Raw genomic sequence first — 24,885 nt, forward strand, 5'->3', positions numbered from 1 at the left:
AAGGGCCTCGGCCTTCGCGTGCGCCGCCAGGGACTCGAACCCCGGACCCGCTGATTAAGAGTCAGCTGCTCTAACCAACTGAGCTAGCGGCGCCTGCTGACCTGCATAACTTTACAGCACTCCCGAGGGTGCTCCTGACCATTTACCGTCCCGATCACGCTCCGCCCGGCCTGTCGGATGGTCGTATTGACCCTTCGATCCGTCAAAATGCGACTTGTCCGGACAGTTGAGACACTGACGCCCGTGCCAGAGCGAAAAGATCTTGACGAGTGTGGAGGGGAACACATGAGTGTGCCGGTCTTCGAAGAAGTCGAGCCAGCGGCGGACTGCGGCTGCCCGGGCTGCGCCCAGCGGCGCCGCGACCTCGCACTGGGGCTCCCGGTCCGGGCGGGCGGCCACCCCGCCGCGCACGGAGCCCGGCGCGCACTGGTCCTCGTGACCGCGGCGGGCGTGGTCCTGGGCGGCGGCACGGGCGTGGCCGGCGCGCTGCCGTCCGACCCGGCGGCGGACTCGGCGGCAGGCCCGCCGATGGTCGATCCGATGGTCGATCCGATGGTCGACCTGGCGGTCGATCCGGTGGTGGATCCGGCGGTCGATCCGGTGGCGGATCCGGTGGCCGATCCGGCGGAGGATGCCGCGCCCGCCTCCCTGCCCGACGCGTCGGCCGACCCCGCGGCAGGCGCGGTCGGCGTCGACCGGGCCCTCACCGGGCCGGACCCCGAGACCCCGCAGGGCGGCCGGGGGCCGCTGCACGGCGCACCCGGTCCCGGCTCGGCGCCCTCGCCCGGCGCGACCCCGACGACCAGTCAGATCTCCGTCGACTCCCTGCGCAAGAGCACCCGCGCCGAGATCATCAACCGCGCGAAGACCTGGGTCACGGCCGGCGTCCCGTACTCGATGGAGCGCTACTGGGCCGACGGCTACCGCCAGGACTGCTCCGGCTACATCTCCATGGCCTGGAACCTCCGCTCCAACGAGTGGACCGGCAGCCTGGACCGCTTCGCCGACCGGATCGACCGCGCCGAACTCCAGCCCGGCGACATCCTGCTCTTCCACAACCCGGCCAATCCGACGCGCGGCTCGCACGTGACGATCTTCGGCGGCTGGACCGACTACACCCACACCTCCTACATCGCGTACGAGCAGACCAAGCCGCGCACGCGGAAGCAGGCCACGCCGCTCGCGTACTGGGAGAACTCCGACCGCTACCTCGCCTACCGCTACAAGGGCGTGATCAGCGGCGTCAACGGCGAGGGAGCCGGGAACGCCGGCGCCGGCGCGGTGGCGCCCCCGTATCCCGGAACGGCGAAGTTCGGACCCGGCGCCAACAACGCCTACGTCACGCAGCTCGGGCAGCTGCTCGTCGCGCGCGGCGGCAAGAAGTTCTACAGCAAGGGCCCGGGCCCGCGCTGGGGCGAGGCGGACCGCCGGGCGACCCAGGCCTTCCAGCTCGCCCAGGGCTGGAAGGGCAAGGAGGCGGACGGGCTGCCGGGGCCGCACACGTGGAAGCTGCTCGTGAGCGGTCAGGGCAGGAGCATCGGCGGTTCGAGTGGTTCGGGCGGGTCGAGCGCATCTGCGAGCGGGTTCCCCGGGCGTGGCTACTTCCGTCCGGGCCAATCCAACGCATATGTGGAGAAGCTGGGCAAACAACTGGTGAAGCGGGGCTTCGGCAAGCACTACGTGTCGGGCCCCGGTCCGCGGTGGACGGAGGCGGACCGCCGCAACGTCGAGGCCTTCCAGCGGGCCCAGGGCTGGCGCGGCGGTGCGGCCGACGGCTACCCGGGTCCGGAGACCTGGCGGCGCCTTTTCCGATGACCCCGAGAACATGAGGTGACCGAATGACGGCATCGACCCCGACCCCGCCGGACTCCGGCGCGGCCGCCAGCCGCGACGCGGCCCGCACCGCCCGCCGCCTCACCGACGGCCGCCTACGCCCCGCCACCCCACCGGGCCCGACACCGCCCCCGTCACCGACACCGCCCCCGTCACTCACTCCGGCATCGACTCCGCCGCCGACCTCGGCCCTCGCGCCGTCCCCGGCATCGACCCCGTCACCGGCTCCGGCGTCGACCTCCTCCACCCCGGCTCCGGCGTCGACTCCCTCGGCGCCGGCCCCGGCTCCGGCCTCCGCCTCGGCCTCGGTCTCGGCACCGGCTCCCGCGCGACCGTCGACGCCCAGCGCTGCTGCGGCGCCGGGCGGCGGCACGGGCGGGCAGGGCGGCGCGAGCGCCCCGGGCGCACCGGCCGCCTCGACCGCTCCGGGCGCACCCGGCGCATCGACCGTCCCGGTCACCCCGGCTTCGCCGGGTGGTCCCGCACCGTCGTCCACCGCTGCGGCGAAGGGCGCCGCGGGCACACCGAGTGCTCCGGGCACGAGAACCACTGTCGGCCCGGTCGACCCTTCCGCCCGCCCGGCCACTACGGGAAGCACGGCGAGCCCGGCCGGCCCCCGAACCCCGGCCCCCGACGTCGCGCACAGCACGCAGGCGCCCGCCAACACCCCGGAGCCCGCCCACACCCAGGGGCCCGTCAGCACCCCGACGCCCCCCAGCACGCGGACGGCCGCCCCCAGCACCCCCAACACCCCGGGCACCCCCATCACGCCAACCGCCGGTCCGGCCACCACGCCGCCCGCCACCACACCGCCCGCCACCACGCCGCCCGCCACCACCCCGACCTCCGCAACCTCCACGGCTGCCGCACCGCACGCCACGGCAGAGCCGCGCCGCCCTGGCTCTGCGTCAGCCACCGGCGGTCAGGGCGCAGTTGCCGCTTCCCCCAAGCCGGGTTCCGTCCAGGGGGCGACCAGCTCCACCGTCGCCCAAGGTGCCGTCACCGCGAAGGCAGGTGGCCAGGGCGCCTCGTCCTCCGTCCCTGGCGGTCTCCCTTCGGCCGGGCTCGCGCGGCCCGGCGGGCGTGACGCCGGGGCGGAGACGGGTGGCGGGGTGGACCTCGGGTGGATCGCCGGAGGACGGGGCGAGCCCGTCGCCGTTCCCTCCGCGGCCGACGCCGGGGAGAAGGCAGCCGCCCCTCAGAACGCCGGCGGCAACCGCGGTGCCGCCCCCGCCCCCGCCTCCGCCACCTCCGCCGCCCCCGCCGCCCCCGCCGCGCCCGCGTCCGCCGCGCCCGCCGGCAGCACCGCGCGGCGGCGGACCGTCATCGGGACCGAGAGCACCGGGTCCATCCCGGTGCACCTGCTCTTCCGCGACGAGCCGGCCGCCGGGTCCACGGCCGCGGACGACGGCGGCCCCGACACGGTCCCCGTCCCCATCCCCGGCGCAGGCACAGGCACAGGCAGGAACGCCTCGCTCTCGGGCAAGAACGGCACGGGCACCGGCGCGAAGAACGCCAAGCCCGGCTGCAAGCCCGGCTGCAAGCCCGGTGGCGAGCCCGGTGCCAAGCCCGGCGGCAGGACCGGTGCCAAGCCCGGCGGCAAGACGGCCCCCACCGCCTCGGCCACGCCCGCCGCCTCGGCCACCCCCGCCATCCCCGCGCCCACCCGCCCCGCCCCCACGTCCCCCTCCGCCCGTCCCGCGCCCACCGCCGACCCCAAGCTGGTCGAGCGGCCCGGGCCGGTGCTGCCGGGGTGGGTCGGGGTCGCCGGGGGAGCGCTCGCGTTCGCGTGGTGCGCGGCGCTCGTGTGGTGGACGGGCGTGGTGCCCGAGGAGGCCGCACGGATGCTGCGCCTGCCCTCGCGGCCGTACGAGGGCATCCACCTCGGCCAGTGGGCGCTGCTCGCGCTCGGCGTCCTCCTCACGCTCTTCTTCGTGGGGGGTCTCGGCCGCGGCCGGGTCGGTTACGCCCTGGTCCTCACGCTCTTCGGCGACTACCGCGGCACCGTCCGCCGTACCGGCCTGCTCTGGGTGAGCCCGCTGCTGCTGCGCCGCCGGGTGGACGTACGGCTGCGGCACTGGCGCAGCGAGCCGCTGTCCGCGGTGGACGCGAAGGGCACGGCGCTGAACGTCGTGGTGCTGGTCGTGTGGCGGGTCCGGGACACCGTGCGGGCGGCCCTCGGGGTCGACCGGCACGAGGAGTACCTCCGCGAGCAGGTGGAGGCGGCGATGGCCCGGGTGCTCTCGCAGCTTCCGGCGGACGCGTTCCACGAGGACGCGCCGACCCTGCGCGACGCGGAGGCGGTCGGCGAGGCGCTGACCCGGATGCTGTCGGCGGAGTGCGCACCGGTCGGCATCGACGTGTTCTCGGCGCAGCCGACCCGCATCGAGTACGCGCCCGAGGTGGCCGCGGCGATGCAGCGCCGCCGGATCGCGGCGATCGACGCCAAGCACCGGGACAGCGTCCTCACCTCGGTCGTGGACGCGGTGGACGACGTGGTCCACCGGCTGACCTCCCGTGGTCTCGTCGAGCTGGACGACTACGAGCGGAAGGCCCTGGTGAAGGACCTGACGGTGGCGTTCTACACCGGGCGTACGGCTCCGGGCGAGGGCGCCTGACACGCCGCCGCCGACTTTGCCGTTGGTATGGACATGGCCAACTTCCCTCCCTACTTTGGAACTTGGTCTAGACCGGAGTCATCGCACCCTCGCGTCATGGCGCCCTCGCGCCATGACGTCACGGCGCCCCTTCGTACCACCGCGCCACCGCACCACCGACCACGCACGCGTGCAGCACAGCCCACAGAACACCCCCACGTTCTCCTGGAGCGACAGCATGCGCAGAAGGACCCGCATAGAGCCGCACGGAAAGACGCCCAAGAAGATCCACAGAACGGCCGGAGTGGCGGCCGTGACGCTCGGCGTCGCGGCGGCCTCCCTCCTCGCCACGACCAGCGCGAGCAGCCACGGCTACACCGACTCGCCGATCAGCCGGCAGAAGCTCTGCGCCAACCGCACCGTGAGCAACTGCGGCGACATCCAGTGGGAGCCGCAGTCGGTCGAGGGCCTCAAGGGCTTCCCGTCCCGGGGGCCGGCCGACGGGCAGATCTGCGCGGGCGGGAACTCCCGCTTCGCGCAGCTCGACAACCCCCGCGGCGGCGCCTGGCCCACCACCCGGGTCACCGCGGGCCAGAGCCACACCTTCCGGTGGCAGTTCACGGCCCGTCACGCGACCACGGACTTCCGCTACTACATCACCAAGAACGGCTGGACCGGGACCAAGGCCCTGACCCGGGCCGATCTCGACACCCAGCCCTTCCTGGTCGTCCCCTACAACAACCAGCAGCCGCCCTCGACCCTCTCGCACGCGGGGACCATCCCGGCGGGCAAGACCGGCCGCCATCTGATCCTCGCGGTGTGGACGATCGCGGACACCGGGAACGCCTTCTACGCGTGCTCGGACGTCCAGCTCTAGCGCCACCCCGGCCACCCCGGCCACCCCGGCCTCCGGGTCACCCCGGCCACCCCGGCCTCCGGGTCACCCCGGACGGCCCGGCGCCGTCGGGGCGGCAAGGGCGTTCATTTCTGAAAGACCGTCAGCTACCATCCCGCCGCATGGGTACGCAGACCGTCGCGGAGCTCGTACGGCGCCAGTGGGGCGACCACAGGACCGGGCTGAGGGACGAGCACACCACCCTCACCCACCACCAGGTCGCCTCCGGCGCCGCCGCGCGGGCCGCCCTGCTCACGGAGCTGATGCCCGACGGGCCGGGGTGCGAGCCGCACCTCGGCCTGTTGCTCGACAACACACCGGAGTACCCGCTCTGGCTCGGCGCGGCGGCCCTCGCGGGGGCCGCCGTCGCCGGGATCAACCCCACCCGCCGCGGCGCCGAACTCGCCCGCGACATCCGGCACACCGACTGCCGGATCCTGGTCACCCAGCGCGCCCACCTGCCGCTCCTCGACGGCCTCCCGCTGCCCGGGATCCGCGTCCTCGTCACCGACACCGACGCCTACCGCGAGCTCCTCGCGCCCTACGGCTCGGCCACGCCGGGCGACACCTTCCTGCGGCCCGTCCGGCCCGGCAGCCGGCTGCTCCTCACCTTCACCTCCGGCTCCACCGGCGCGCCGAAGGCGGCCGTCTGCTCCCAGGGCCGGCTCGCGGCCGCCGGCGCGGCCCTCGTCTCCCGCTTCGGGACGCGGGACGACGACACCCACTACATCTGCATGCCCATGTTCCACGGCAACGCGGTGATCGCCGACTGGGCGCCCGCGCTGGCCGCCGGTGCCGGGATCGCGCTGCGTGCCCGCTTCTCCGCGTCCCGCTTCCTGCCCGACGTGCGCCGCTTCGGCGCCACCTACTTCACCTACGTCGGCCGCGCCGTCCAGTACCTCCTCGCCACCCCCGCCACGCCCCACGACCGTGACCACCGCCTCCGGCTCGGCTTCGGCACGGAGGCCGGGGCGGTCGACGCGGCCCGCTTCGAGGCGCGCTTCGGCGCACGGCTCGTCGAGGGGTACGGATCCTCCGAGGGCGGCGCGGCGATCCAGCGGACGCCCGGCACCCCGGCCGGGGCCGTCGGGCGGGCCGCGCCCGGCGACGACCTGGCCGTGCTCGACCCGGCCACCCTGCGCGAGTGCCCGCCGGCCCGCTTCTCGCCCACCGGCGTGCTGCTCAACGCCGACGAGGCCGTCGGGGAGCTGGTCAACCGGGGCCGGAGCTCCTTCGAGGGCTACTGGCGCAACCCGGAGGCGGAGGCGGCCCGGCTGCGCGACGGGTGCTACTGGACGGGTGACCTCTTCTACCGGGACGCCGACGGCTTCCTCTACTTCGCGGGCCGCGCCGACGACCGGCTGCGGGTCGACAGCGAGAACCTGGCCGCCGCCATGATCGAGGGCATCCTGTCCCGCTGGGAGCGGGCGGCGGGCGTCGCGGTCTACGCGATACCCGACCCGGTCGCCGGCGACCGGGTGATGGCGGCGGTCGCGCTGCGCGACGGCGCCGTCTTCGATCCGCGCGCCTTCGCGGACTTCCTCGCCGCCCAGTCCGACCTCGGGACCAAGATGCCCCCGACCTACGTCCGGGTCGTCCCCGGGCTCCCGCTCACCGCGACCCACAAGATCCATCGGGTGGCGCTCCGCCGCGCCGCCCTCGCCTGCCCGGACCCGGTCTGGTGGCGCCCGTCGCCCGCCGCCCCGTACGAGCCCTTCACCGAGACCGCCCGCGAGACCCTCCGCCGGGAGTACGAGGAGCGGCACCGACCGTTCCCGGGCGACCCTTCCTAGGGCCGGTCCGGTGGTGCCCGGAGAAACGAGGAAGCCCCTCGCTCTCGCGAGGGGCTTCCTCTGTCTGTGCGCCGCCAGGGACTCGAACCCCGGACCCGCTGATTAAGAGTCAGCTGCTCTAACCAACTGAGCTAGCGGCGCCTGCTGACAGAGAAAATACTACCTGGTCCCGAGGGGTGCTCGTGACCACCGCCGTTCGGCGCGGCGACCACCTCCGCCCGGCGCGGCCGCCGGGTGTTCAGATCGCCAGCGACAGCACCACCGGAGCGGCCCGCCGGTTCAGCATGTCGGCCGCGGAACGCAGCCGGTGCGCGTGCTCCAGCGGCAGCGAGAGCGCCAGGCAGCCCACGGCCGCGCCCGCCGTCAGCGGCACCGCCGCACAGACGGTGCCCACCGCGTACTCCTGGAGGTCGAGCACGGGGACGGTCGGCGGCTGGCTGTCCAGCTTGGAGAACAGCACCTTCTCGTTGGTGATCGTCCGGGAGGTCAGCCTGGCGATCTTGTGACGGGAGAGGTGGTCGCGGCGTCCGTTCTGGTCGAGCTGGGTCAGCAGGCACTTGCCGACCGCGCTGGCGTGCGCGGCGGAGCGGAAGTCCACCCACTCGTTGACCTTCGGGGTGCGCGGGCCGTCGGCGAACTGGGTGATCTTCACCTCGCCGTCGATGTAGCGGCTGATGTAGACGGCGGCGCCGACCGAGTCGCGCAGCTCGGTCAGGGTCTCCTGGAGCTTGCGCTCCAGGGCCTCGCGCCGGGTGGTGCCGGAGCCGAGGAGGACCAGGGAGTCGCCGATCGTGTAGGCGCCGTCGGAGACCTGCTCCACGTAACCCTCGCGCCGGAGCATGAGGAGCATGGACGACAGGTGGGCGACGGGCAGGCCGGTCTCCCGCGCGATCTGCACGTCCGTCACGCCGCCGCCGTGTCGGGAGACCGTCTCAACACGCGCAGGGCGTATTGCACCGAGTGGAACGGCGCGGTGGGCTCGGGCTTCAGCGCCACGGTTTCCCCCTACCAGGTTGTGACCGCAAGCTTCCGTACCACGATAGCCGCCAAGGGCCCGCAACGGGGCGGCTGTTGGCGAGATTGATTCGCTGCTCAGGGGCCCTGTGCTGGGGCTCGCCACTCTGGCATATGCCACGGTCAAAGCCCTACCGGAGAGTCGGAGGTCAGGGGCGTGTGCGAGGCCCGCCGTACGGGCGTTCGGAGGCCTTCCGGACGTGAAGATTTTTTCGGGGAATAACCGGAGCCACCCTCCAGTTGCGTGATTCCGTACGCAGCGACGTCCAGGAACAGGAAGGCTTACGGTGAGCGACGCGAATCCGGACGAGAAGCGAGACGCGGTCCACGACGCGGCTCAGGGCCCGGCGCGCGAGGCCTCGCAGGGCCCGGCGCACGACGCCTCGCCGGGCGCGGCGCACGACGCCTCGCAGGGCGCGACGCGCGACGCGATCCGAGGCGAGGCCCGCGGCACCGCTCCCGTACCGCTGTCCGTCCTCGACCTGGTCACCGTGGGCCAGGGGCGCACCGCGAGCCAGGCGCTCGCCACCAGCGTGGAGATCAGCAGGCTCGCCGAGCGCCGCGGCTTCCACCGGCACTGGGTGGCCGAACACCACTCCATGCCGGGCGTCGCCTCCTCCTCGCCCGCCGTGATCCTGGCCCACCTGGCCGCCCACACCAGCCGCATCCGGCTGGGCTCCGGCGGCGTGATGCTGCCCAACCACGCGCCGCTGGTGATCGCCGAGCAGTTCGGCACCCTGGAGGCGCTCGCCCCCGGCCGCATCGACCTCGGCCTCGGCCGCGCACCCGGCACGGACGGGGCGACGGCCGCCGCGCTGCGGCGCACGCGGACGCTCAGCGAGGGCGCGGATGACTTCCCGGAGCAGCTCGCCGAGCTGACCCGCTTCCTGGACGACGACTTCCCCGACGGGCACCGGTACGCCCGGATCCACGCCGTGCCCGGCCCCGTGCAGGGCCCGAAGGACCGGCCGCCGATCTGGCTGCTCGGCTCCTCCGGCTTCAGCGCGCGGCTCGCCGGCCTGCTCGGCCTGCCCTTCGCCTTCGCCCACCACTTCTCCGCGCACCACACCCTCCCGGCGCTCGACCTCTACCGCGAGTCCTTCCGGCCCTCCGCGGTGCTCGACGCGCCGTACGCGCTGATCGGCGTCGCCGCGCTCGCCGCCGACGAGGCCCGGGAGGCGCACCGGCAGGTGCTGACCGGCGCCCTGTCGATGCTGCGGCTGCGCACCGGCCGGCCCGGCCTCGTCCCGACGCCCGAGGAGGCGGAGGCGTACGAATTCAGCCTCGCGGAGCGCGACTTCGTCGACGGCTGGCTGGCGAACATCGCGTACGGCACGGCGGACGAGGTGCGGGAGGGCCTGGACGCGCTGCGGAAGCGCACCGGCGCCGACGAGCTGATGATCACGACGAACGCCCACGGCGGGGAGGCCCGGCTGCGCAGCTACGAACTGATCGCGGACGCGTACGACCTCCCGGCGCTCGGCTGAGGCCGCCGGGCCGCCTTTCGGAGAACCTCCCGCCGGCCGTCGCGGAGGCACGGGCCGCCGGCAATCGCCGGGTCTGGTTCTTGTCTTCACACGCCCGCGGCGGAGTCCTAAGGGAGCCTTAAACCGCTCGTCACGCATGGTGGCGGGCGGTTCCGTTTTGTGCTGCGGGCCCTCCGGAGGGTCCTGACGAGGGCTTTTACCCGTCAATTGGTCTAGTCCTCAATCTGGTTCAGACCATTGACGCGCTCATCCTGCGGCGGATATCACTGCTCCAACTTCCGTACCGCCACCCCTTCCGGAGGCCGCACGTGCACCCCCGCAATCCCCGCAGTACCCGCAGACCACTGATCGCCGCGCTCCTCAGCTCGGCCCTCGCCGCGGGCGCCCTCGCCGCGACCGCCGGCCTCGGTTCGGCCCAGGCCGCCGACACCGCGACCACCGCCGCCTCCACGGGCGGCGTCAAGATCGCGTACTACGACCAGTGGAGCGTGTACGGGAACGCCTTCTACCCGAAGCACCTCGACGAGCGGGGCATCGCGGCCAAACTGGACATCATCAACTACTCGTTCGGGAACATCCACCCGACCGAGCTCACCTGTTTCGAGGCCAACAAGGCCGCGGGCGACGACAACAACCCCAACGCCGGTGACGGCGCGGGCGACTCGTACGCCGACTACCAGAAGTCCTTCTCGGCCGCGGACAGCGTCGACGGCGTGGCCGACAAGTGGGACCAGCCGATCGTGGGCGTCTTCAACCAGTTCAAGGAACTGAAGGCGAAGCACCCGCACCTGAAGATCAACATCTCGCTCGGCGGCTGGACGTACTCCAAGTACTTCTCGGACGCGGCCAAGACCGACGCCAGCCGCAAGAAGCTCGTCTCCTCCTGCATCAAGCAGTACATCCAGGGCGACCTTCCGGTCGAGGGCGGCTTCGGCGGCCCCGGCACCGCGGCCGGCATCTTCGACGGCATCGACATCGACTGGGAGTACCCCGGCTCGCCCGACGGCCACCTCGGCAACCACTACGCGCCCGAGGACAAGCAGAACTTCACGCTCCTGCTCGCCGAGTTCCGCAAGCAGCTCGACGAGTACGGCGCCGCCCACGGCGGCAAGAAGTACCTGCTGACCGCCGCCCTGCCGGCCGGCCAGGACAAGATCAAGCACATCGAGACGGACAAGATCGGCGCGTACCTCGACTACGCGAACATCATGACGTACGACATGCACGGCGCCTGGGACGGCGACGGGCCGACGTACCACCAGTCCCCGCTCTACTCGGGCAGCAACGACCCGACCGACCCGATCAAGCCGGGCACCGAGAAGTACTCGATCGACAACGCCATCGACTCCTGGATCGACGGCAAGCCCGCCTACGGCATCGCCGGCGGCTTCCCGGCGAACAAGCTGACCCTCGGCTACGAGTTCTACTACCGCGGCTGGAAGGGCGTCCCGGCCGGCACCGCCAACGGCCTCGCCCAGCCCGCCACCGGTGCCTCCGGCGCCCGGCCGCTCAGCCAGCAGCCCGGCATCGCGCACTACAAGGAGCTCGGCGGCATCGTCGACAACCCGGCGACCACCTTCTGGGACGACCAGGCCAAGTCCGCGTACTTCTACAAGGACGGCGAGTTCTTCACCGGTCTCGACCAGCGCACCATCCAGGCCCGCGCCGACTACGCCCACCAGCGCGGTCTCGCCGGCGCGATGATGTACTCGCTGCTCGGCCTGGACGCCAACGCCACGCTGCTGAACCAGATCGTGACCGCGGTCGGCTCGTCCCCGACGAGCCCCACCACCCCGCCCACCACGACGCCGCCGACCACTCCGCCGACGACGCCGCCCACCACCCCGCCGACCACTCCGCCCACGACCCCGCCGACCGGCTGCACCGCCCCGGCGTACGTGGCCGGCACCGTCTACACCGGCGGCAGCCTCGTCTCCCACCAGGGCCACACCTGGAAGGCCCAGTGGTGGACCCAGAACGAGGAGCCGGGCACGACCGGCGAGTGGGGCGTCTGGAAGGACCAGGGCGCCTGCTGATCCCCGGCTGATCCCCGGGCCTGACGGCCCCGCACGAACCACTGCCCCCGCCCGGAATGTCCCTCCGGCCGGGGGCAGTTCCATGCCCGCCGGACGGGCCGTACGGCTTCACGGGCCGTACGGGCTCTGCGGACCGTCCCGGCTCTGCGGGCTGTCCGGGCCGGGAGGGCGGTACGGCTACACGGGCAGCGGCGCGGTGCCGATGAGGCCTTCGATGTGCTCCGGCGGGACCGCCCGCGAGTACAGCCAGCCCTGGCCGGTGTCGCAGCCGATCCGGCGCAGCCGCGCGGCCTGGCCCGAGGTCTCCACGCACTCGGCGGTGACCGTGAGCCCCAGCCGGTGCGCGAGCCGCACCAGCGCCTCGACGATCAGCTCGTCGGCCGGGTTGGCGTGCTCCTCGTCCTGGAAGCCGCGCACGAACGATCCGTCCAGTTTGAGGACGGAGACCGGCAGCCGGCTCAGGTAGGCGAGGTTCGAGTAGCCGGTGCCGAAGTCGTCGATCGCGATCCGCACGCCCATGTCGCTCAGCGCCTGGAGCGCCTGGAGCGGCCGGCCGGCCGAGCCCATCACCGCCGACTCCGTCAGCTCCAGCTGGAGCAGGTGCGGCGCGAGCCCGGTCTCGGCGAGGATGCCGGCCACGTCGGCGACCAGGTCGGAGTCCCAGACCTGACGCACCGCCACGTTCACGCTGACGAAGATCGGCCGGTCTCCCGGGTGGTCCTTCTGCCACTGGCGGGCCTGGCGGCAGGCGGTCCTCAGCACCCAGCGGCCGAGCTCGACGATCGACCCGTCCTCCTCGGCGATGCCGACGAACCGATTCGGCGTCAGCGTGCCGAACTGCGGGTGGTTCCAGCGCACCAGCGCCTCCACCCCGCGCACCGCACCGTCGGCGAGGTCCACGAGCGGCTGGTACTCCAGGGCGAACTCGCCGCGCTCCACGGCGGGCCGCAGCGTGGAGGACAGCGCCTGCCGGGTCATCCGGTGGGCGTTGCGCTCCGGGTCGAAGAGTGTCCAGCGGGCCTTGCCGTCGGCCTTGGCCCAGTACAGCGTGGTGTCGGCGGCCTGCATCAGCTGCGTCGCCGTCGAGCCCTGGGCGCGCCGCTCGACCACGCCGATGGACGCGGAGACCGAGAGCCGCTGCCCGGACAGGTCGAAGGGTTCCTGGAGCGCGGTGAGCACGGCCTGTGCCAGGTCGGCCAGCTGCTCGGTGCCGGCGGAGTCCTCGACCAGGATCGCGAACTCGTCGCCGCCGAGCCGGGCCACGAGGTGTCCGCCGCCGCGCGTGAAGCCGTGTCCGTCGGCGCACTCGGTGAGCCGGCCGGCGACGGCGGCGAGCAGCCGGTCGCCGACCCGGTGGCCGAGGGTGTCGTTGACCGCCTTGAAGCCGTCCAGGTCCAGGTAGCAGAGACCGATCCGCCCCGTTCTGCCATGCCCGTAGGACTCGTAGGACTCGTAGGGCGGGTAGTCGTCGTCGTACGCGGGCTCCGGGAGGTCCTCGTCGGAGGGGCCCTCGGCGGCGGCGCTCTCCAGGGCGGCGGTCAGCCGCTCGAAGAACAGGGTGCGGTTGGGCAGCCGGGTGACCGGGTCGTGCATCTGGAGGTGGCGCAGCCGGGCCTGGAGCTCGCGGCGGTCGCTGATGTCGGCGACCGAGAGCAGCACGCGCGGGCTGTCGGGCACGGGCGAGACGGTCACCTCTGCCCACAGGGACTGCCCGTCGGGGTGCTTGAGGCGGCGGGTGCAGCGGAACCGGGAGCGCCGGCCGCGCAGCACCTCGCGGTAGGCGTGCCAGGTGCGGCCGTCGGCGGCGAGGTCGACGAGGTCGGCGGCGGCCTGCCGGTGGAGGTCGGCGGGCTCGGTGCCGAGCAGCGCACCGAGCGCGTCGTTGGCGGCGACGACGACGCCGTCCCGGTCGACCATGGCCATGGCGACCCGGGCGGCGCGGAAGGCGGCGCGGTAGTCGCGGAGTTCCGCCTCGGGGGAGGGGCCGGCGGCGGGGCCGGGGGCGGGATCGCGGGGGAGTGAGTGACGCTCCGTGACCATCGACTCCGCCGACGGATGCACCGGTTCTTCGGGGGTTCCGCTCACCGCTCGCTCCCGTAGTGCGTTCGGGCCGTACAGATGTGGTCGGAAAGGTCGGCCAAGGAAAGTGTGCCGATCATAGAGGCTGGCCCGGGCGCCGTTCCAGCTTTCCGGCCCGCCCCAGGCCTTCCGCGGGCTGTGAGGCTGCCCACCCGCACGCCCGGGCCGATCGTTTCTGCGCGGGTCTGACACGGGTCGACGACACCCTGACCGAATGTGACTTTCCGTGAGCTGTCGCGCGTCCGTGTCGCGTCGCCCCGGCGAGTCCCGCTCACCCGACCGGGGCAGCGGAAAGGTGCGAAACATACCAAACCGACACAAGGTGGGTGGGGTGTCACGCTTTCCGGAGCCGGAGGTCCACGTGAGGGGTCAGCAGCCACCCGGGGGAGTGCGGCGCTCGCGCCTGCGGGCCGGTGCGGCCGCCTTCACCTCCCTCGCGGCACTCGCCGCGACCGGCCTGGTCGCCGGACCCGCCGTCGCCGCGCCCTCCGCCGGCCCCTGCGCCCTGCCCCGGACCGACGCCCATCACTCGCTCGGCCTCGACAGCTGGAACCGCGCCTATCCCCAGCCCACGCGCACCCTCGACGCGGTCATGATCTTCCTGTCCTTCCCGGACTCCGAGCCGCTCACCACCCCGGCCGAGCTGGCCGCCGACCACTTCCCCGGCACGTCCGCGTTCTTCGAGCGCGCCTCCTACGGCCGGTTCAGCCTGCGCCCGCACCCGCAGGCCGCCTGGACCCGGATGCCGCGTGACTCCTCCTCGTACGCGATACGGCGCGACTGGAGCGCCGAGCACCGCGCGGCCTATCTGCGCGACGCGATCCGGGCGGCCGACGGCTCCGTCGACTTCTCCCGCTACGACATCGTCTACCTCGTCGCCGACCCGGACGCGCCCGGCGTGGACTCCGACGCCACCAAGGTGGTCAACCTGGAGCACCCGCTGGAGGCCGACGGCACGGAGATCAAGCGGGTCGTGACCGTCTTCGAGCGGCATCCGCCGGACCGCAACGTGCTCGCCCACGAGACCGGCCACGTCTTCGACCTGCCCGACCTCTACCACCGGCCCACCGACGGCAAGGGCGACTGGGACACCCACGTCGGGGACTGGGACGTCATGGGCAGCCAGTTCGGCCTCGCGCCCGAGCCCTTCGCCTGGCACAAGTGGAAGCTGGGCTGGCTCGACCGCGACCAGGTGGCCTGTGTCCGCGGTCCCGGCACGCATGTCATCGGCCTGGAGCCGGTGGCCGCCGCGCCCGTGGCCGGCGGCACCCTCGGCACCCGGCTCGCCGTGGTCCGTACGGGCGAGGGCAGCGTGCTGGCCGTCGAGGCCCGCTCGGCGACCGGCAACGACGCGGACACGTGCACCGAGGGCGTGCTCGTCTACCGGGTCCGCAACCAGGCGGCGTCCGGCGACGGCCCGGTGGAGGTCGTCGACACCCACCCGCGCACCGAGGCCTGCTGGGAGCGCTCGGTCTACCCGCCGCTCGCGGACGCGCCGCTGCGGGAGGGCGAGTCCTTCACGGTGCCCGACACCGGCGTACGGGTGGAGGTGGCCGAGCGGACCGGAGCCGGGGTGTGGACGGTGCGGATCAGCGGTCCGCAGCCGGTGCGGTGACCGGGAGGACCGTGGCGAAGCCCCTGCGGCGGAAGCACGAAGAAGCCCCCCGCTTCCGCGAGGGGCTTCTTCCGTCTGTGCGCCGCCAGGGACTCGAACCCCGGACCCGCTGATTAAGAGTCAGCTGCTCTAACCAACTGAGCTAGCGGCGCCTGCTGACGTCGTAGACATTAGCATCCGGTTCCGCCGAAGCAAAAATCGATACCCGCACATCGGCCCGCGCAACCATCCGGACGGCCCGCACGCAGGCCCACAGCAGCACCTCGGGCCCGGGCAGCCAGGGCCTGCGGGTGTCGGGCGCGACCACCCAGCGCGGGGCCTGGGCGTCGGGGCCGGCCGGGGCGAGCGGCGGCACGGTCACCGCGTCGCCCACGCCGTGGCACAGCGGCCGGGGCACGGCCTCGCCCCACTCCTCCCAGTCGAGCAGGGACGGCAGGCGCTGGGCGGTGCCGGGCGCGGCGAAGAGCAGCATGCGGCCCCGGTGCACGGCCACCGGGCCGGAGCCCGGGCCCTCGGCCCACAGTCGGTCGAGCATCCGGCGCCCGAACATCGGCTCCACGTTCACCACGTCGAAGGCGCCGCCGCAGGGCAGGGCCGCGGCCGCGCCGGGATGTTCCTGCCAGCGCGCGAGCGTGTCGTCCGGGCGGGCGGTGGCGGAGACGAGCCAGGCGGCGCCCTCTTCGGTCACCCGCGCGGTCTGGTGCCGCTCCTCGTCCGGATCCCGCAGGAAGCGGAAGATGTCGTACGGGGTCGTCTCGTCGCGCAACCAGGTGGTCATGCGAGAAGGTCTACCGGGCGTGACCGTTCCGTTTCAGCGGGTTGCCGGAAACCCGGACAAGGCGGGGTCGGGAGGAGTACCTTGCACCCCGACATATGCCAGGAGGCCAGTCCGGCGGCCTGCCCGCCGAACGCGCACGGGATCACTCGTCCCGGTCGCGCCCCGACGAGCGGATCAGGTCCTGTCCGAACTCGATCATCTTCCGGGCGTAGTCCTCGGTCCATCCGGCCTGCTCCGCCACGGCCGCCGCCGTCAGCCGGTCGAACCGGCGCGGGTCAGCGAGCTGGGCCGCCGCGATCGCCTGGAACTCGATCGACCGGTCGGTCGCGGCCCGGAACGCCAGGGTCAGCTCCGTCGCCCGCGCCAGCAGCTCCCGCGGATCCTCCATCGACTCGAGGTCGAAGAAGTGCTCCGGGTCGGCGGTCGCCTCGGCAGGCTCGAAGATCAGCGGGGCGGGCCTGACCCGCCGCTGTGCGCTCCGCTCCGCGGATTCCGCCATGTTCCTTCTCCTCCTCGCACACACGCGGCCCGGAGCCCCGGGCCGGCACTCTCCATTCTCCCGCGCCTGGCAAGACCGCCGGAGGCCCGGTTTTCCGGGCGGAGGGGCGGTGGGGCAGGTCGCGCACGGCAGGCCTTCCGCCGTCCCGGGTCCGCCCGGCCGCCGTTCAGGGAGCCGTCCAGGCCACCCGGTGTTCCGCCAGGTGCGACAGAACCGCGTGGTTCGCCTCCCAGCCGTCGGGGAACTTCACCGTGACGCCCAGCTGGACCGGTTCCGTCGACGGGTGCTCGTCGAGGAGGTCCGCGACGCCCGCGCGGCAGACGACCACGCAGGCGTGGCGGTGCCGGGAGGCCAGGACGCACAGCCGGCCCGTCTCCAGGTGGAAGGCGGTGGCGTCCGGGCGCCCCGAGAGCGGGTGGAGGACGACCGTCAGGTCGTACTCGCGGCCCTGGAGGCGGTTCGCGGTGTCCACCGTCACGCCGGAGACGCCCAGCCCGGCGAGGGCCGCCCGGACCGCCGCCGCCTGGTCGCGGTGGGCCGTGCCGACCGCGACGCGGTCCGGGGTGAGCGGGACGGGGTCGGGAGAGCGTTCGCTGATCGCCGCGCCGCCGCGGTCCAGGAGCCGGCGCACCACCAGGGCCACCGCGTGGACGGCCTCCGGGTCCGTGCGCGGGGTGTGCCGGGCGGGCAGTTCGAGGAGACCCCAGCCGGACTCGGCCGCCTCGTCCAGCACCCGGTCCGGGGCCGAACCGTCGGACGGCACGCCGAAGGACAGCTTCCGGTCGCCGTGGCCCGTGCCGCTGCGGAACGGCGTGTACGGGTAGAACGCGTCGGACACCAGCGGCGCGGCCGAGGCCGGAAGGCGCCACGACACCGGGAGGCGGTGCTGCGGCAGGTCCGGGTTGTGGGCCAGGAGCGTGGAGACGGCCGAGGCGGACGGGTCGTACGACAGGCCGGCCCACTGCTCCGCGCCCACCACCGAGAACGGGTCCAGCTGGCCCGGGTCTCCCACGAACAGCGCCCGCTCGAACAGGCCCGCCACGGCGAGCAGCGCGTCCGAGCGCATCTGGTACGCCTCGTCCACGATCGCGTGCGCCCACGGCTCCACGTTCTTCACGTGCGCCCACTTCGCGGCCGTCGACACGACCACGGGCAGGCCCGCGAGCTCCGCCGCCTTCGCCGACTTCCGTACCTGCTCCAGGTCCTCCAGCGCCTTGTCGTACGGATCGGAGTCGTTCGAGTGCAGACGGCCGACCGGGAGGTCCGGCTGCTTCTCCGCGATCCGCAGCACCAGGTCGTCCACCTGGGCGTTGGTCTGCGCGACGATCATCAACGGACGTCCGGCCGCCGCCAGTTCGAGCGCCGCCCGCACCACGAGCGTCGACTTGCCGGCGCCGGGCGGGGAGTCCACGACGACGCCCCTCGCGGTCCCGTGCAGGGTGCTCGCCAGGATGTCGGCGGTCGCCCGCGCGGCTTCCGCGGACGGGTCGAAGTCCGTGTCCGCACGGTCGAAGGTCACAGGATGTCCTCGGGGGTGGTGGCGTCGGGGAGTTCGGCGGCGTCGGAGCGCGGCGGACCGCCGTGGGTCCACGGCGTCTCCTCCGGGTCGGGCAGCTTCGCGCCCGGCCGCTGGTCGTGCTCGAACAGCGTCCAGACGATCCGCTCGCCCTTCTCCGGCACGGAGCCCTCCGCCGGCTCCTTCCCGCGGCCCATCCGGTCGAGGACGCGCAGGACGAGCGCCCCGTCCGGCTCCTGCCCGGCGCACTCCGCCGCCTGCGGCTTGCCGTCCAGCGAACGGTAGGCCTTCACGCCCTCGCCCAGGTGCGGGCGGTCGTCCGTGCGGACCGTGAGCAGCGGGCGCGGGCGGTTGTTGTCGGTGCGGGTCATCGTGACCTCGACGACCTCCGCGACGAACGCCTCGCCCGACAGCCGCCGGCCCGCCATCACCAGCGGGTCGTCCAGCGCCTCCTGCGCCTCCAGCTGGCCCTGCGCCTGCTCGCGCGCGGCCAGCTTCTGGGCGGCGGTCACCGCGTCGTCCCGGCGCGGCTGCGGCGGCTCGCCCGCCGCGATCCGGTCCCGCTGGCCGGTGAACGACCAGCGGTCGCGGGTCCACCGGTCGGCGACCCTCGCGCCCTCCGGAAGCTCGCGCAGCACGTCGAGCGCCCGCCACACCGCGTCCCAGGTCGGCTTCAGCTGGGAGGCGACGAGCCGGTGGATCTCCCGCTCGGCGCGGGTCAGCGCGGCCAGGCCGTCCTCGGCCGCCCCGCCGTCCTCGGCGGCGCCGAGCGCGAGACGGGCCCGGTCGTACGCCTCGATCGCGGGCGCGAGCAGCCGGTTGTCGAAGGCCGGGTCGGTCGCCGGACCGGCCGGCGGGCACAGCAACTGGCCCTTGGCGTCCCGCGCCAGCTCCGCGCGCAGCGCCGCGTCGGCGCCGGACCCGCCGTCGTCCGGCGCGATCCAGGCGAGCAGCGCGCCCAGGTGCTGGTCCTCCAGGGAGGACTGGCCGGTCGCCCAGTGCCGGTTCAGCAGGTCCGTCGCCGCGACGAGCAGCGAGGAGCCCGGCACCCGGGCCCGCTCGCCGAAGTGGGTCAGCCAGCGCCCGAGCAGCGGCACCCGCGGCGGCGCCGGGAACGGCGTCTCCGGGTCCTGCTCGGCCGTCCGCCGGAACCGCATGGACCGCCCGAGCAGCCGTACGTACTCGACGCCCGCCCGGCTCGGCACCACCAACTGTGGTGCGTCCGCGCAGAGTTCGACCTCGACCTTGACCTTCTTGCCGGTCTCCGGATCGGCCTCGGAACGCTCGACGGCCTCGACGTCGACGGCGAAGGAGTCGACGTACGGCAGGATCTCGCCGGCCAGTTCGGCGAGGAACGCGAAGCGCAGGTCCCGGTCGCGCGGCTGCGGCACGACGAGCAGCCGCGGCGCCCCCGGGTCCGTCCCGACCAGCGCCCCGAGCGGCGCGCCCGCCTCACCGGACGTCGTCAACGGCACGAACACCAGCGGCCGCTCGGACAGATGCCGGTGCCGCACGGTGGCGAGCGGCTGCGCCCGCCCCGCCTCGACGGCCTCCATCCGGGCGAGGGTGGAGATCAACGACATCGGCCCACCTCCGCGGGGGCGTCGGCGGCGGTGCCGCGCGGCACGCCCGCGAGGGCCTCGCCGCGCAGGGCGCGGGCCCTGCGCAGGGCCGCCACCGCCGGGTCCTCAGGATCGCCGGCCTCGCCGCGCGCCGCCGCCAGGACCGCGCCGATCGTCGTGAGGCCGCCCAGCTCGCCGCGTACCGAGCGGCCGAGCGCCGTCACGGCGTCCGCCGCGCGGGCCCGCGCCCGGCAGTGGAACGCCAGCTCGCAGGCCGCCAGGCACTCCGGCGCGTACGCGTGCGGCACGCACTCCACCGCCGCGGCCAGCTCCTCCGCCGAGCACTCCGCCACGTCGAAGGTGACGCCCTCCGGCAGCGCGTCCGCGATCTCCTCGATCCGGGTCAGCCGGGCCAGCTGGCGCCGGGTGACGGCGAGCTGCTTGCGGACGTCGACCGCCGAGGCCGTCGGCAGGTTGGAGAAGTCCTTCGGGCAGACGAGCAGCACCCGGTGCGCCACCTCGGCGCCCGCGGTGACGGACGCGATCCGCTCCAGCGCCAGCACGTACACCGCCGCCTGCCGGGCCGCCGCGCCCACCTTCGACGCGTCGGCCGAGCCGTCGATCATCGGGAACGACTTGATCTCGACGACCGTCCACCGCCCGTCCGGATGGACCACGACCGCGTCGGGCTCCAGATAGACCGGCGAGCCCGCGACCTCCAGCGCCAGCATCGGATGGTCGAACAGCGCCCACCGGCCCGCCGCCGTCGCCTCCCGCAGCGCCAGCGCCGTGCGGGCCGCCCGGCCCTCGGGCCCGGCCGCGGCGAGCTCCGGCACGTCGACGGTGCCCGGCTCCGTGATGCCGAGCAGACCGAGCAGCTCCCGGCCGCCGTCCGCCTTCACCTTCGCCTCGAACGCGTTGCCCCGGGCGATCGCGAACTGCGACTGGCCGAAGCCGGACGGCGCGCCCAGCTTCGCGGCGAGCGCCGTCTTGTCGACGCCCGCGCCGTCGAGGATCGCGCGCCGCCTGCAGCCGGGGTTCGCGGCCAGGGCGGCCAGGGCCCGCGCGTCGAGCGGACGCGGCACGGCGGCCGGTCCGCGCAGCTCAGCGAGCCGATGACGGAATGTCGTCTGCGGCGGTCGGTGCGGACCGCTGCCCAGGGATGCGCTCACCCGCGGAAGTCTCCCATCCGCCACTGACAGACGGGGAACTTTGCCGGGATCCGCCCGTCATCACCCGATCCCGCTCCCCCTCCGGGCCCGGATTCCCGTGCAGGTCAGGATTCCCCTCCAGGCCCGGATTTCCGTGCAGGTCAGGATTCCCCTCCCGATCCCGGTCAAGGGCCTGGTCTCGATCCAGGTCCCGGTCCGCCACCGGGCTCGCCGCCCTGCCGGTCAGGCCGTCGGCCACCCGGTCCGCCAGCCGCATCGCGTACGGCGCGAGCAGCAGGCCCGCGCCCATCACGGCGGCCCCGGCCACCGCGTCGAGGAAGTAGTGGTTGGCCGTGCCCATGACCACCAGCACGGTCAGCAGCGGATAGCCGACGCAGAGCGCCTTGAACAGCGGCGTCCGCCCGTACCGCCACAGCATCACGCCGCACCACAGCGCCCAGCCCACGTGCAGGCTCGGCATCGCCGCGTACTGGTTGGTGAACGCGCCGAGCCCGCGCGGTGCGCTCGCCTCCCCGCCCCACCAGCCGTACGAGCTGAACCGCGCCATCGTGTCCACGAAGCCGTGACCCGGGTCGAGCAGCCGGGGCGGACAGGTCGGGAGCAGGGTGAAGCCCACGAGGCCGAGCAGCGTGGAGACCATCAGCCAGGTCCGCGCGGCCCGGTACCGCGTCGGCCGGCGACGGAACAGCCAGACCAGGACCGTGGGCGTGACCAGGTAGTGGAGGGAGGCGTACGCGAAGTCGGCGGGCACGCCGAGCGCGGGCACCGTCGTGAAGAGACGGTTCAGCGGGCGCTCCACGGCGATGCCGAGGACGTCCTCGGCGCGCAGGATCGCGAGGCCGTGGCCGACCGCCGTGCCGACGTCCCCGCGGGCGAGGAGCCGCCCGCCGGAGTAGGCCGCGTACACCACGGCGATCAGCAGGAGCTCCGCCCACCAGCGTGGCCTGCGCATCCGAATCCCCCAGTTCTTCCCGTCTTCCCGATCGCGGTCACGGGGCCGGATCGGGGCGTGTGCCGTTCGGGACCGACCCGGGGAAGACGTCGGCGGAGGGTCCGGGGTTGCCCGGGGGCCACCGCGAATTCGCGTGGGTGATGATGGGAGGGCACCCTTCCCGTGAACCAATGGAGAGCCTTCATGGCACCGCGCATCCTGCTCGCCCGGCACGGCCAGACGGAATGGTCGCTGCTCGGCCGCCACACCGGCAGGACCGACATCCCGCTGCTCGACGAGGGCCGGCGCGGCGCGAAACTGCTCGGCACCCGTCTCGGCCGCGGGCCGTGGGCCGGGCTCGACGGCGTCGAGGTGCGCACCAGCCCGCTCTCGCGCGCCCGGGAGACCTGCGAGCTGGCCGGCTTCGGCGAGCGCGCCGAGAACTGGGACGCCCTGTTGGAGTGGGACTACGGAGCCTACGAGGGGCTGACGCCGGCCGAGATCCAGGCGATCAGGCCGGGCTGGTTCATCTGGCGCGACGGCGTTCCGGAGGGCGAGACCCTGGCCGAGGTCTCGGCCCGGGCCGACGAGGTCGTCGAGTGGGCCCGCTCGGCCGACCGCGACGTCCTGGTCTTCGCCCACGGCCACATCCTGCGCTCGATCGGCGCGCGCTGGCTGGGCGAGGACATCTCCTTCGCCGCCCGCATCCGCCTCGACCCGACGAGCCTCTCGGTCCTCGGCTGGGCCTATGGCGCCCCGGCGCTCGAACGCTGGAACGACACGGGGCACCTGGAGGCGTAGTCGCCCGGGGGCCGAAGAGTCCCCGCATGGTGGCCGTCCCGGCCCCGAGGGCCCGGGGCGGTGCACCGGGCCGAGGACGCGGGGCGCCGACCCTGGCCGGACACGGACACGGACACGGACACGGATACGGGCGCGGGCGCCGACCCGGGCCGGGGACGCGGGGCGCCGATCCTGGCCGGGGCCCGGCGGCGGTGTCAGTACGTCGCGAGGACCCGCCGCGTGTCCGTCAGCAGCGTGCGGATGCGGGCCGACTCCACGCCCTCCGACGAGGCCTCCACGCGGCGCACCTCCGCCGCCGCCTCGTCCGGGCGGCCCGCGCGGGCGAGGTTGCCGGCGAGCTGGGCGCGGTAGAGGGCGAGGTTGCGGGCGAAGTGCGGGTCCTGGAGGACCGTGGCGCGGTGGGCGTGACGGGCCGCGCGGGACCAGTCGCCGAGCAGCGACCAGCACAGGGCCTCCTGTGCCTCCAGTTCCGGCTCGCCGAAGAACGACATCCACTCCGGGTCCCGCTCGCCCGGGCCGCGCCCGAAGTGGGCGTGCGCCCGGCCCAGCGCCTCGGAGCACGCCGGACGGTCGCCGAGCCCGGCCCACGCCGCCGCCTCCCGCAGCGTCAGCAGCGCGAGCAGCCGGTCGGAGCCGAGCGGTGTCGCGGCCCGCAGGCCCGCCTGCGCCGCCCGCACCGCCTCCCGGGGCCGGCCCGAGTCGCGGGCCAGGAACGAGGTGTTGCAGAACGCGTGCGCCTCCAGGGCGAGGTCGCCCGCCACGCGCGCGGTGGCGAGCGCCTCGGCGTAGTGCGAGCGCGCGTCGTCGAGCCGGCCCGAGTCGTGGGCCAGCCAGCCCACGGAGATGGCCAGTTCGCCGGCGCCGTTGTGCAGCCGGTCGGCGGTGGCGCGACGGGCGGTGACGCCCGCGTCGAGCAGGGCGTAGGCGGTGCGCAGCGGCTGGGTGGCGCGCCGGTAGAGGCCCTCGGCGCCGTGCCGGTCGTCGAGCAGCCGGATCTGGCGGACCGCGTCCTCGACCGCGCGGACCTCGGCGTCGCCGACGCGGTGGACGGAGCGGGGAGCCGGGATGCTCGCGGCTGCGGGGCCGCCGAGTCCCAGCGAGGCGGCCGCCAGGGTGGCGGTGCCGCCGGTCATGAATGCGCGACGCAGCACGTCGCTCTCCTCATCGTTCCGGGTGGTGAGGGCGGGGGGTGGCGCCGGCGCGGCAGCCGTGGCCGCTGCTGCGGCCGGCCGCCGGCCGCGAACGGCCTCCCGCGCCGAGAACCCCAGATCCGCAAGGCTCAGTCCGGGGAACATGTGCAGGAAGACCCGCTCGTACGCGTAGTTCGGGCAACGGATCTCGCCCGCCTCCACGCGCCCGATGTAGCGGGCGTCGCAGGCGACCTGCTCGCCGATCTCCCGGGCCGCCCGGCGGACGCACGCGGCGAACTCCGCCGCCGAACGCCGTCCGCGGAGCCTGCGGAAGGCGAGATTGGGAACTGCCCGTGACAACGCCATGGCCGAGCCCTCTCCTGGTGCTGCCGGTGTTCCGGCGGGGCAAAACGTACCTGCTGTGACCGGACGCGTACGCGGTGTTTGGCAACAAATCGGATATCTCGCATGCGATCTGCCATGAACTGCCATCCTTTGCGGCGGCGTGCCGCCGTAGCCGTTGACGTCCTTCGGCGTTGAACCATGCGGAGAGACGGAACGCGTCTCCTCTTCGGAGCGAGGAGGGTCCCATGGTGGAAATGGTGGAAACCGGAGCCATCGGGCCGGTCGCGTCGTCGCACTCGTCGCAGTCGTCGACCGAGCGGCACTCACCGACCCGGGACGCGAGCGCGTCCCCCGCGTCCGCCGCGCCGCCCGTCGCCCCCTGTGACCTGGTGACCGTGCCGGCCCGGCAGGGCCTGGAGGCCGTGGACATCCTGCGCCGCGGCGGCGCCCCGGCCGTCGGTCCCGTCCTGCACGACGGCGCCTGCGACACGCTCGGCTTCCTGGTGCCGCCCGGCACCGCCGCGGCCTGGGACATGCCGGGCAGCGCGTGTACCAGGACCGACGGCCGCGGCCTGCGGCTGCCGGAACTGCCCGAGCTCCCCGGCCCCGACGGCGCCACCCCGCGCCCGGCGGACTGGCTGCTGCCGCCCGGCGACAGCGGCGAGGTCACCGACCCGGCGATGCTCCGCGAGGCCCTGGGCCAGGCGGCCCGCCTGATCGAGGCCGCCGACGGCTGCCGCTGAGGCTCCGCCCGTGCGCGCGCCGACCCCCGCCGCTGAGCCCCGCCCCCGGCCCGCGCGGA

The 24,885-nt window shown here is 74.1% G+C and carries 17 protein-coding genes, 3 tRNA genes and 1 pseudogene; 9 read left to right on the forward strand and 12 right to left on the reverse strand.

The features are described from left to right. Window positions 1-19: 19 nt before the first annotated feature. Window positions 20-93 (reverse strand) — tRNA-Lys (locus ESG85_RS21325). Between the two features lie 192 nt (window positions 94-285). Between ESG85_RS21325 and ESG85_RS21330 the strand changes: the two genes are divergently transcribed. The 4 genes from ESG85_RS21330 to ESG85_RS21345 all read left to right on the forward strand — a co-directional run bounded on the left by ESG85_RS21330 (window position 286) and on the right by ESG85_RS21345 (window position 7,118). After that, on the forward strand, window positions 286-1,815 hold the full coding sequence (locus ESG85_RS21330; RefSeq protein WP_128981633.1) for a peptidoglycan-binding protein: 1,530 nt from the start codon (window positions 286-288) through the stop codon (window positions 1,813-1,815). Between the two features lie 1,130 nt (window positions 1,816-2,945). Then, on the forward strand, window positions 2,946-4,451 hold the full coding sequence (locus ESG85_RS36675) for an SPFH domain-containing protein (RefSeq protein WP_281288066.1): 1,506 nt from the start codon (window positions 2,946-2,948) through the stop codon (window positions 4,449-4,451). 217 nt (window positions 4,452-4,668) lie between these two features. Further along, on the forward strand, window positions 4,669-5,307 hold the full coding sequence (locus tag ESG85_RS21340; RefSeq protein WP_128981635.1) for a lytic polysaccharide monooxygenase auxiliary activity family 9 protein: 639 nt from the start codon (window positions 4,669-4,671) through the stop codon (window positions 5,305-5,307). Between the two features lie 140 nt (window positions 5,308-5,447). After that, window positions 5,448-7,118: an AMP-binding protein gene (locus ESG85_RS21345; RefSeq protein ID WP_128981638.1), complete on the forward strand. Its 1,671-nt coding sequence runs from the start codon at window positions 5,448-5,450 to the stop codon at window positions 7,116-7,118. A gap of 67 nt (window positions 7,119-7,185) precedes the next feature. On the opposite strand, the gene ESG85_RS21350 is transcribed toward ESG85_RS21345, so the two are convergent. Beyond that, window positions 7,186-7,259: transfer RNA gene (locus ESG85_RS21350), tRNA-Lys, on the reverse strand. A gap of 97 nt (window positions 7,260-7,356) precedes the next feature. Continuing rightward, window positions 7,357-8,114 (reverse strand): annotated as a pseudogene (locus ESG85_RS21355) (IclR family transcriptional regulator). 449 nt (window positions 8,115-8,563) lie between these two features. On the opposite strand from ESG85_RS21355, the gene ESG85_RS21360 reads away from it, so the two are divergent. Further along, a complete protein-coding gene (locus ESG85_RS21360; protein WP_128981680.1) occupies window positions 8,564-9,619 on the forward strand; it encodes an LLM class flavin-dependent oxidoreductase in 1,056 nt (351 codons plus the stop codon). Between the two features lie 308 nt (window positions 9,620-9,927). Beyond that, entirely contained in the window at window positions 9,928-11,655 is a 1,728-nt protein-coding gene (locus ESG85_RS21365; protein WP_246095203.1) for a glycosyl hydrolase family 18 protein, read from the forward strand. Window positions 11,656-11,832: 177 nt separating this feature from the next. On the opposite strand, the gene ESG85_RS21370 is transcribed toward ESG85_RS21365, so the two are convergent. Continuing rightward, window positions 11,833-13,740: a putative bifunctional diguanylate cyclase/phosphodiesterase gene (locus ESG85_RS21370; RefSeq protein ID WP_281288067.1), complete on the reverse strand. Its 1,908-nt coding sequence runs from the start codon at window positions 13,738-13,740 to the stop codon at window positions 11,833-11,835. Between the two features lie 355 nt (window positions 13,741-14,095). Between ESG85_RS21370 and ESG85_RS21375 the strand changes: the two genes are divergently transcribed. Then, the gene (locus tag ESG85_RS21375) at window positions 14,096-15,349 is read left to right on the forward strand and encodes a M6 family metalloprotease domain-containing protein (RefSeq protein WP_128981640.1); all 1,254 of its coding nucleotides are present in this window, start codon (window positions 14,096-14,098) and stop codon (window positions 15,347-15,349) included. 78 nt (window positions 15,350-15,427) lie between these two features. On the opposite strand, the gene ESG85_RS21380 is transcribed toward ESG85_RS21375, so the two are convergent. The 7 genes from ESG85_RS21380 to ESG85_RS21410 all read right to left on the reverse strand — a co-directional run bounded on the left by ESG85_RS21380 (window position 15,428) and on the right by ESG85_RS21410 (window position 21,828). Then, window positions 15,428-15,501 (reverse strand) — tRNA-Lys (locus ESG85_RS21380). Next, on the reverse strand, window positions 15,492-16,127 hold the full coding sequence (locus tag ESG85_RS21385) for a bifunctional DNA primase/polymerase (protein ID WP_128981642.1): 636 nt from the start codon (window positions 16,125-16,127) through the stop codon (window positions 15,492-15,494). Before ESG85_RS21385 ends, ESG85_RS21380 begins: the two co-directional genes overlap by 10 nt. A gap of 142 nt (window positions 16,128-16,269) precedes the next feature. Beyond that, window positions 16,270-16,626 carry a hypothetical protein gene (locus ESG85_RS21390; protein WP_128981644.1) on the reverse strand — a complete coding sequence of 119 codons (357 nt, stop codon included), beginning with the start codon at window positions 16,624-16,626 and terminating at the stop codon, window positions 16,270-16,272. A 166-nt stretch (window positions 16,627-16,792) separates the two neighbouring features. Beyond that, entirely contained in the window at window positions 16,793-18,145 is a 1,353-nt protein-coding gene (locus ESG85_RS21395) for a DEAD/DEAH box helicase family protein (protein ID WP_128981646.1), read from the reverse strand. Beyond that, complete coding sequence (locus ESG85_RS21400; RefSeq protein WP_128981648.1) at window positions 18,142-19,725, reverse strand: hypothetical protein; 1,584 nt, start codon at window positions 19,723-19,725, stop codon at window positions 18,142-18,144. The genes ESG85_RS21395 and ESG85_RS21400 overlap by 4 nt, the downstream gene beginning before the upstream one ends. Further along, a complete protein-coding gene (locus ESG85_RS21405) occupies window positions 19,716-20,876 on the reverse strand; it encodes a hypothetical protein (RefSeq protein ID WP_128981650.1) in 1,161 nt (386 codons plus the stop codon). Before ESG85_RS21405 ends, ESG85_RS21400 begins: the two co-directional genes overlap by 10 nt. Continuing rightward, window positions 20,809-21,828: a phosphatase PAP2 family protein gene (locus ESG85_RS21410; RefSeq protein WP_128981652.1), complete on the reverse strand. Its 1,020-nt coding sequence runs from the start codon at window positions 21,826-21,828 to the stop codon at window positions 20,809-20,811. The genes ESG85_RS21405 and ESG85_RS21410 overlap by 68 nt, the downstream gene beginning before the upstream one ends. A gap of 183 nt (window positions 21,829-22,011) precedes the next feature. On the opposite strand from ESG85_RS21410, the gene ESG85_RS21415 reads away from it, so the two are divergent. After that, window positions 22,012-22,608 carry a histidine phosphatase family protein gene (locus tag ESG85_RS21415; RefSeq protein WP_128981654.1) on the forward strand — a complete coding sequence of 199 codons (597 nt, stop codon included), beginning with the start codon at window positions 22,012-22,014 and terminating at the stop codon, window positions 22,606-22,608. A gap of 194 nt (window positions 22,609-22,802) precedes the next feature. Here ESG85_RS21415 and ESG85_RS21420 read toward each other — a convergent pair whose 3' ends face one another. Beyond that, window positions 22,803-24,104 carry an NsdA family TPR-like regulatory protein gene (locus tag ESG85_RS21420; protein WP_128981656.1) on the reverse strand — a complete coding sequence of 434 codons (1,302 nt, stop codon included), beginning with the start codon at window positions 24,102-24,104 and terminating at the stop codon, window positions 22,803-22,805. 233 nt (window positions 24,105-24,337) lie between these two features. On the opposite strand from ESG85_RS21420, the gene ESG85_RS21425 reads away from it, so the two are divergent. Next, a complete protein-coding gene (locus ESG85_RS21425) occupies window positions 24,338-24,826 on the forward strand; it encodes a hypothetical protein (RefSeq protein ID WP_128981686.1) in 489 nt (162 codons plus the stop codon). Window positions 24,827-24,885: the final 59 nt, after the last annotated feature.

This window comes from Streptomyces roseicoloratus (assembly GCF_004117935.1).
In the GTDB taxonomy this organism is placed as follows: Bacteria; Actinomycetota; Actinomycetes; order Streptomycetales; family Streptomycetaceae; genus Streptomyces; species Streptomyces roseicoloratus.